8 protein-coding genes and 1 pseudogene are annotated in these 8,613 nt (G+C 63.3%); 6 read left to right on the top strand and 3 right to left on the bottom strand.

Annotation, left to right across the window (positions count from 1 at the left end; genetic code table 11):
• Window positions 1–307 precede the first annotated feature (307 nt).
• Window positions 308–625, top strand: a complete 318-nt coding sequence (locus Q8814_RS22185) for a hypothetical protein (RefSeq protein WP_330154145.1) — start codon at window positions 308–310, stop codon at window positions 623–625.
• A gap of 6 nt (window positions 626–631) precedes the next feature.
• On the opposite strand, the gene Q8814_RS22190 is transcribed toward Q8814_RS22185, so the two are convergent.
• On the bottom strand, window positions 632–982 hold the full coding sequence (locus Q8814_RS22190) for a hypothetical protein (protein WP_330154146.1): 351 nt from the start codon (window positions 980–982) through the stop codon (window positions 632–634).
• An 81-nt stretch (window positions 983–1,063) separates the two neighbouring features.
• On the opposite strand from Q8814_RS22190, the gene Q8814_RS22195 reads away from it, so the two are divergent.
• Window positions 1,064–1,822 carry a hypothetical protein gene (locus tag Q8814_RS22195; protein WP_330154147.1) on the top strand — a complete coding sequence of 253 codons (759 nt, stop codon included), beginning with the start codon at window positions 1,064–1,066 and terminating at the stop codon, window positions 1,820–1,822.
• 323 nt (window positions 1,823–2,145) lie between these two features.
• Here Q8814_RS22195 and Q8814_RS22200 read toward each other — a convergent pair whose 3' ends face one another.
• On the bottom strand, window positions 2,146–2,916 hold the full coding sequence (locus Q8814_RS22200) for a replication protein (RefSeq protein ID WP_330154148.1): 771 nt from the start codon (window positions 2,914–2,916) through the stop codon (window positions 2,146–2,148).
• A 373-nt stretch (window positions 2,917–3,289) separates the two neighbouring features.
• Between Q8814_RS22200 and Q8814_RS22205 the strand changes: the two genes are divergently transcribed.
• Both Q8814_RS22205 and Q8814_RS22210 read left to right on the top strand, forming a co-directional pair.
• Window positions 3,290–3,907: a hypothetical protein gene (locus Q8814_RS22205; RefSeq protein ID WP_330154149.1), complete on the top strand. Its 618-nt coding sequence runs from the start codon at window positions 3,290–3,292 to the stop codon at window positions 3,905–3,907.
• A gap of 392 nt (window positions 3,908–4,299) precedes the next feature.
• The gene (locus Q8814_RS22210; RefSeq protein WP_330154150.1) at window positions 4,300–4,932 is read left to right on the top strand and encodes a hypothetical protein; all 633 of its coding nucleotides are present in this window, start codon (window positions 4,300–4,302) and stop codon (window positions 4,930–4,932) included.
• 295 nt (window positions 4,933–5,227) lie between these two features.
• Here the strand turns inward: Q8814_RS22210 and Q8814_RS22215 are convergent, their stop codons facing one another.
• Window positions 5,228–6,775, bottom strand: coding sequence for an HD domain-containing phosphohydrolase (locus Q8814_RS22215; RefSeq protein ID WP_330154151.1), 1,548 nt, complete (start codon window positions 6,773–6,775; stop codon window positions 5,228–5,230).
• A 115-nt stretch (window positions 6,776–6,890) separates the two neighbouring features.
• Here Q8814_RS22215 and Q8814_RS22220 point away from each other — a divergent pair, with 115 nt between their 5' ends.
• Both Q8814_RS22220 and Q8814_RS22225 read left to right on the top strand, forming a co-directional pair.
• Window positions 6,891–7,631, top strand: a complete 741-nt coding sequence (locus Q8814_RS22220) for a hypothetical protein (protein ID WP_330154152.1) — start codon at window positions 6,891–6,893, stop codon at window positions 7,629–7,631.
• 312 nt (window positions 7,632–7,943) lie between these two features.
• Window positions 7,944–8,613: pseudogene (locus tag Q8814_RS22225) on the top strand (hypothetical protein); the annotation flags it as partial.

The raw sequence follows: 8,613 nt of genomic DNA on the forward strand, positions 1-8,613 counted from the left end.
CCACCACGCCCGCGCCGAAAACCTCCGCAAAGCCACCACCGCAACCCGGCAACCGCTACAGTAAACACCGCTCACAGGTGGGGAATTTCGCCGAGCAGAAGTGGGGAATTTCGCTGAGCCTCGTCACGGCGACTTGGTCTCTTTGGGAGACGAGGCGTTGGACTACTTGGCCAAGGAGATACGCAGCGTACCGGGGACGATGTTGAGTCCGGAGGCTCGGTGGTCTGCATACCTCGAGGCATTCGACCAGCGGAGAATGTGGAGGGGGCCGGACTCGCCCCAGGGTCTGAGTGCGGAGGCGCGGCATATGAGTGCTGGGTTGGAACGGCACTCACCGGTGCTGTACTCCGCAGTGTCTGAACGCCTCGCCGTTTTCGACGAGATAGGCGGGGATGCGGCGTGGACAGCGGTTCCTGCGTTCAGCCTCGTGACGGCAGGATTGGCCCGACTCGAAGCCCACGGCATCGAAGGTGAGGTGCTTTCGCCTGCGCTGCTCGAGCATTGGGCCAGGGTGGCGGAACACTGTCCCACCTTGGTGGCCACGGACCTGCTGTTCGCGGAAGCAGTGCTCACCTTCCATCAATACGGAGACCTGGTCACGGATTCTGCGAACGAGGTCAGCTGATCGCTGTTACTCCTTGATGCCGAGTTCTCGGAGTAGCGACTGAAAGATGGGAGATTCGTCCGCTGCCCATGCCAGGTCTCCCTTGTCTTTAGGGCTGGGCAGTGCGGCCTTGGCAGTAGGAAGGATGTCCGGGAAGGCTTTGAGGAGGACCTCGATGAATTGGACAGCCATGTCTCGGTCGAGCTGAATCGATTGGCTGCTTTTCGGCTTGGACTGGCGGTAGTCCGATCCGAAGGTGCTCAGGTGAATCAGACGAGTCCCGTCGCCGTCTTCGATGATGTTGTAGAAACAATCGACTTCCGTCGGGTGCGCTTGGACCCTCTGTGTGCCTGCGGCGATGGAGCGGATACGAGCCATGCCCGGAATTGTAAGCGATGGTCAAGATCATTCCGGGGTACCCTGCTCATCTCGTTGCGTGCGGACACTAAGATCATCGTCGTGGCTGTAAAGGTGGACTTGTCTGCAATTACCCGACCGGCGGTGCTTTCCGCGATCGAGGAGTTCGACGAACTCGGTCAAGAGGAGTTCCTGCGCAGACGGGGGTACGCGGAAGCGCGGAACTTCAGGTTGGTCTACCGCGGGCGCTTCTACGATTCGAAAGCGATTGCCGGGGTCGCACACGGGTACGCGACGGGGTACTTCTGCGATAGCTCGGAATTTTCAGGAGGACTCGCAACGGTCTCCGACTGTCTCACTGAATTGGGTTTTGTGGTCGACCACGGTGGTAAACATGCCCGCGGAGGGCTCTTGTGGGATCTCGAGACCACCCAGGTGTTCAAGATGGGTGGCCGAAGCGCTGCATATAAGTTTGTCGTGCTGCTCTGGGCGGTAGAGCGCGCCGATACGTATCCCGGGCTCGTCCACTTCTCCGAAGTTCGGAAGGAACTTGCGGAACTTTTGGTCCCGTTCTCGGTAGCCAAGTCTGCACCGAATCCTGCAGACCCGTGGGTTGCATTGCGGGGGAGCAGTTGGTGGGCTCTCGAAGTCCCCGACGGAATCGACGCGGCCGAAGCCGGACACCAAGTCTTGAGTGCTCTCGCCGTACGGGAGGATCTGCGTGCCGGACTCTCGGAGTCGGCGCGCTACAGGCTCCGAGAGGCCACTTGGCGTGACGAAGCGACTGAAGTGCTCCAGCGACGAATCGCCGAACTATCAAGCCCAACTCGTGCTCACGAGCTCGTGAAGCGACTCGGGTAATTGGAGCGTTTTCGTGTCGTACTGGTTTTTCCACGCATGCGCGTGGTCCCCGCTCACGCTGAGGCGAAGAAGGGTATTGGTCGACATGGTTAGACCTGCCCGACCTGCAAACAGGGGCGGGTGATCGCGCCGATCGAACCGATCGTGGGATTGGAGTAGCGCATGGGTTTGCCAGTTTCTCCGGGAGTCCGATAGGAAAGGCGCCGAGCCAGTGCAATAACTTGTTTCCCCGTCAGCACCAACTCCGTCACGACAATTCTGACGAATTGACGGGTAATGATCTTGGATGAGTTCCAGTCCTGAAGGTGTGTTGTACGAGTCGATTACGCGGCCTGAGCTGCCCGGCACCGACACCTCACTGCTCGCCCGCGATCGTCGTCGGGTAGCCACCCGTACTCATCACACTTCCCGCACTCGGCCGGCATGGTCCGAGGATCTGGCAACTCTCGCCACATCGGCACCCATGCCTGCGCGTACTTCATCGGATCCCGAGGTCGGTGCACAGCCCTGGCCGCACTGACCAGCTCTGGGACTCCGTGCCTCTCGATCAAGATCTCGATTGCGGCTGCGGCGTCCGCTTTGAGATACGCGAACGTTGCAGTCAGTCCTGCATGTCGACACGCCGCTGCCAAGCCGGCAATTTCGGGACTCAAGGGGACGTTCGAGGCTCGTGCCGTGCGGTTGGTTTTCGTTTTTGGTTTCTCAGTACTTATAAGAGTGCCTGGTTGTCCGTTGTCCGCGCCGCCGCGGGTCGGTTTTTCAGGCCTCGGATCGGTAACCGGCTCTTCATAGATGGTTTGGATCGTGCTCCACTGCCCGCGCTCATTCTGGATCTTCTCGCGCACGAGGTAGCCGAGGTCGGCGAGCTCGCGTAGCGCAGATCGGATGGCGTCGCGCCCCTCCCTCGGCGACTGCGCGGCAATGGACTCCGACCGGGTATGCCAGTCGTCAGGCTTGGACAGCAGCCACGCGAGGACTCCGCGGGCGCGGAAGGACAGACGGTCGTCGTTGATGACGGCGTTGCTCAAAATAGTGAAGTTGCTGGCAAGGCGCGGTCCACGACGCACACCTCCGGCCAGGGTATTCTTACCCACGTTCGACTCCTCATTAGTCGGACACCCGGCCCGTCGGGAGCTGCAACTCCTGGCGGGCCTTCTTCAATTGTGACGCCGCTCGGATCCGCGACGATCTTGGAATTTTGGCAGTGCAAAATCCGAAGCGCAAGAGATTGACGAATATGGCTCAATTGCAACGTGATTCATCGCCCGTTGGAGGCGTGAGCGGCACGTGACCACATCGGAAACGACGTCCTTCGATCGGCGCTTCCGACGTGCCTTGTGGGGATGTTGCAGCCGGCGAAACAATCACGGTGCAGAGGGCGATAGTCCCCACACAGTCCGCGTTCCCGTCATTGCCGAAGAGCACGGTGGAGTCGCCCACTGTCCTACTCGACCGGAGATTCCCAGTATGTCCAAGACCCACGCGTTGTTGGCGGCACTGTTCACCTGCGTGCTGGCGGTGAGCGGTTGTGCCAGCAACAACGACTCCCCCCAGAGCCCGTCGGAGACGACCGTCCCGACCTCGGCGTCCACCACAACGCAAACTCCGACCACCACGACGACCACGACGACGACCGGCTTGCCGCCTCCTCCAGCTCCTCCACCCGAGCCTGTCGTCACGCCTGCTCCAGTGGCGATCACATTCGAATGCGGAGATCCGACCATGTACGAGTACGGCACCGCGCTGTACTCGGACGGCACCACCGGATACGAACCCACCTGCGACACCCCACCGGCGGATCGCGTGTTGCGGTACTGCGACTACGGCGGTGTCGCCATCTATACCGATGGCAGTTACTCGACAACCGACCCTGCATGCCTGCAACCCGCTCCGGCCCCGTCAGGCGGGGACACCGGCTATCCGTACGACCCGAGTCAGGACCGCAATGGAGACGGTGTGGTCAACGGCTACGAGCGCTGCGGCACCGCATGCGGCGAAGCCCCCACCAGCGGGGAGACTCAAATGCAATACGGATGCGAAGAAGGCTGGATCGATCGGCAGACGTGTGCGCAGGCCGGTTACTGACCTGCCACACTCGCGTGGAGCAGATCGCGTGGGAATGTCGAAAACTGACACGCCCATGTCGGTGATGCAGGCGAGGCATTGTCGGGCATCGTGAATGGTCGTCCACGTCCACGTCCACGCCTGGGTTCGCGACGGTCGACAACCGAGCCGACCCGACTCTGCCGTGGGAGTGGGACTTTTAACTGAACTGCCTTCAACCAGTATCTCGGTGCGTGGTGTCCTGACATGATCCTGGTTACTTGGAACCAATGACCGATGCGGGACGGAGCAGAGGCGATGACTACTGGACCTGACCACTCGGGTGGGGAGTCGGCGGGTTCGACACCACCTCCCGAAGCGCCCGGTCGACGGGGCGGACAGCGAGCGGCGATCTGGATTCTCTCCGGGCCATTGTGGTGCTGCTCTTGGTTCTGGGAGGCATGATCGTGTTTGTTATCCAGCGGGATGACGCGACGACGTCAAACGTGTCTCCCCAGCCCGAAACCAATTCTAAAGTTCCTGCCGTCGATGCTCCTGCAGCGCCGGTACCAGACTTGGGGCAGCCGTCGGACTCCGGCGATGCCACGCAGATCCCGCAACCTCCTGAAGAGGCCCTTCCAGCTGCCGAAGAATCAGCTTCCGCATGGCCTGGGCCGAATACGGTGGGGGCCGCGCCCTCACCGGATTTTCCCACGTCGCTGCCCCAATGGACACTGCTACGTTCGTGGACGGTTCTGCCCCGAATCTTCGAAGACTCGCCCTGGGTCGAGGCCCCCGGCCCGGACTACTCGACCTTTCCGGCCGCGCAGAATGCGTGCGGCACGGGACGCACCTTGGTGCGATGGCGGGCAGTCAATCCCTCGAGTGAGGTAGTCGCCACGGACTTGAATGCCATCAACACACCGGGGACGCAGGTAAGCGCAAATGCCGGCTGGATGGACCTAGACCTGTGTCACCTGCCCGCGTTCCGCCTGATCGACAGTGCGGACGGGTCCACTCTGACCGATGTGACGATCAGTATCCAGCAGTACCTGCCTGCGCCCTGACTACCCCGTTCACCGGGTTACCCGTGATCTTGACGTCGCGTTCGGGACTCGCGTCCGCGAACAGGTTCAGTGGGCTGGAACCGCTCCATAGCGATCGAGTGCGGCCCGCTGAATCCGCGCGGGCGTTCGTGCCGTGGATTCGGCTGTTCTTTCAAGCCTCAGGCTGGGGGCGACAAGAACTCCAGAACCGAGTCAACTCGTTCACTGAGGACGAGCCCTTACCGTACGAAATGTCCTGTAGCCCTGATCTTCTTGTCATCTTCCATCTTTGCCGAGGGCACGTACGGGATCGCAGTTACCGAGACAATCCGAGGTCGATCGCTGCGAGCCCGGCTTGGGTACGGTTGTGGACGTCGAGCTTGGTGTAGAGGTGCTCGACGTGGTTGCGCGTCGTTTTGTGGGTGATGTTCAGTTCGGCCGCGATCTGCCGATTCGAGTGTCCCAGAGCGACGAGCCTCAGCACCTCCACCTCACGCCCGGTCAGCCCGGCAGGCCAAGGTGCCCGTCGTTTCGTCCGATGCCCGGCCGCCGTCAACACGGCCTCGACCGCTTCCGTGTCGAACCGTCCGGCTCCCGCGTCGTGGCGCATCCGAACGGCCGCATCTTCCGCAGTGAGTGGCTGCCGGTGCGGCCGGGGCTCGCGTAGCCGCTGATAGGTCTCTGCCGCCGCGAGGATGCGCGCCGCGTCGCTCAGGTCGGCAGCGCGGACACCACTGGGGTAGCCGGAGCCGTCGAGCCGTTCACGATGCGTTTGGGCGAGCGCGACGACCGACTCCAATCCGCCGACACGACTGAGGATCCGCCCAGTCAGGTACGGATACAACCGGACCCGCTCCCACTCGGCGGTGGTGAGGGGGCCGGGTTTCTCCCAGATCTGATTGGGCACACCCATGCGCCCCAGTCCGTGCACCAACCCGGCGCGGTAGAGGAGTTCGATCTCCTCCGAGGGTAGCTTTCGGTACCGACCCGCGGCCGCCGCCAGATCGGCGACATTCCGCGAATGCCCCAGCAGGAAAGGACATTTGAGATCGACGAAATCGGCCATCGCACGCAGCAGTTCGTCCAGCTCGGGTCCACTCGAGAAATGGTCGCGATCCGGTGCCTGAGCCAGAGCCGCCGACCAGGCATCCTGTTCGAGCACGCCCGCGGTGATCTCGGCCGCAGCCTCTGCGAATGTCTGCACCACTCGCGGGCAGAACTGGGTACCACTGCGCCTTTGTGCCATTGCGACCGCCGCTGCGGGTCCGCTGGTGCGCAAATGCACTTCGGCGACGTCAGCCAGGTGCACGATGTGCATCTCCACGGGAATCGCATCGCCGCGCGCACCGGCCGGCAGCCCTGCGCCGTCCCATCGCTCGAAGGTGAAGGCCAGCATCGTCCCTACTCGGCGATCCAGCCCGATGCGGTCGGACAGGACGCTGGCGGACCCACAATGAGACCGGATGAGCTCGGACATCTGCCGGCGCGCCGTGAACAGGAACGCGGCGGCACGGAGGCTGCGCTCCGCATGAGGGAGCCCGCGTCCGACATGACTCATCAGCAGGCGCAGGAATGGCAATCCGGTCATGTCGACCGAGTAGGTGTCGGCGCGGAAGGCGATGTCGTCGCCGAACATGCGCGCCAGTTCGTGTGAGTCCGCGTGGCAGCCGATCCAGGCGACCAGGTTCGAGTAGTACACGACGGCTCGCTGTTCGGAGTTCAGTCCCATCCGATCCGCGATACGAGTGGCGATCACGGCTGAACGCAGCATGTGTTCCATCGGCTGACCGAGACCGAGGTCGATCGCAAGCGACAATGCGGCGACCAGTTCGGCTCGCCGCGGACCGTCACCGGTGGTCGCCATGGTTTCAGTGTCCTCGGGGGAGGGGTTCCGGGTGCGGAAGATGAGGCAGCGGCCCCATGACGCTGCGGCACACGCGGCGCACGATCGAAGTACCCGCAATCCTGGGAGGACGATCATGATCACCACCCCGCAAGCAGCCGCAGAGCGGTCCTGTGAACTGCCCCGTGTCTCCGGAGAACGATTCGCCGGCTTTGCAGTGATCGGTGCCCCGTTCGCGAGCGGCCACTACCTCGCGCTGCGCAGATTCCCCACCAACTCCATCGGTGACGGCTATACGTCCGTATGGCACCGCGACCCGGACGGGGCACGGACCGTCTACAGCGACGTCCCGCCCGAACTGAGCTGTCCTCGGTTCCTGGGCCAGGCGCTGAGCCGGACCGAGCAGACCGATGTTCGCGCCGAGTGGACCGGCCCGACCGACCTGCACGTCACGGCCGGTAACGAGCTCGAATGGGATCTGCGGATGACCACGTCGCCGTCGACCACCGCTATGAACGTCGCGGGCAGGCTGATGCCGGACGCCCTGTGGCACAGCCCCGCGGTGTTGGCGGCGATGGGACGTGTCGCGGGACCGATGCTCGGCGTCGGCAAGGTTCGGCTCGGTGGACACGTTCCGAACGGTCAGTGGTTCCGGGCCAACCCGCGTCAGCTGTGGACAGCGCATACCGTGCGCGCGGTGGTCGGCGGGTCCGAGCTCGGCTCCGACGGTCCACTCGCCGAGCAAGCGGCATTCGGCGATTTCTGGCTTCCGCAGCGTGCGCTGTTCGCGACGGTGCAGGCGTGGTTCGAACCGTTCGATGACCGACGTCATCTCGCGGCGCGTCCCCAAGTGGAGCGTTCATCCGGCGACCGGTGATCTGTCGGGCAACACTGTCGCTTCCTTCGCGCGATCGACGTCGCGGTGTAGAGGTAGACGCTCGGTTAATACGGGTTGACGTTTCCAGCAGTAACAGCCTCATCCTCGGTGAGGAAGGATCGCCTGCGGCGAAATCCACAGTTCCTCGGGCAGGTCACAAGGTTTCAGCGAAAGCCACCGCAATTCGGGGGTAAATGACACACAATGAATTTCGGCAACGAGTAGCAAGTGAGAAAGGCGCTTGAAGGTCCACCGCCCCCCGCTCCGGTCTGATTGAAAGCTGCGGGAGGCCTGGCTTTTTCGGGATGCGCGATGATCGAAGCAGTCTTGGGAATCCATGCGAGGGACTACGAGCCCGTCGAGGCTCGATCCGGACCGGCTGTATGTATCGACGACGACACAGGCGGCGGCGGTGTGGAGCTCGGGAGGCTGCTTGCGGTTGCGACGTTGACATCTGCGCAAGCTGCACTGCTCATCACGGATGTGGTCGACCAGCTCGAGCTGGCGTACGGCCGGGGCCGTCACCCGACCGGTCTCCGAGGCGATGCCGTGATGGTTTCCGAGAGTGGACAACTCACGATCGAGTGCACCGGGAAGGCCGGCCCCTGGGACGACGTGCAGGATGCGGTGGCGGGCCTGCTCCGGCAGATCGCGACGAACTGCCGCGGCGCGGTACTTGCCAACCGAGTGGACGAGTCGATTTCCGAGTCATCGGACCTCGTCGGCCTGGCACGACGGGTCCGCCACGCTGCCGCAACGGAATTCGACCCGGCCGAGGTGGGACGGAAGCGGCGCCAGCTTGCCGCGCTCGTCTCGGCAGTACGGGGACGCGCCCTTCCGGATGAGCCGGTGGCGGATCGGCCGGACGCGCCGGTCCGGCCGCTCCTGGCGACCGGAGCCACTCTCGCCTCGAACGGCTGGCGTCCACCTGCAGGGAAGGTGTGGCATCGTAAGAAAAGACGACCGTCGCGGCGACGAGGGG

Source organism: Rhodococcus chondri (assembly GCF_036327435.1).
Classification (GTDB): domain Bacteria; phylum Actinomycetota; class Actinomycetes; order Mycobacteriales; family Mycobacteriaceae; genus Rhodococcus; species Rhodococcus chondri.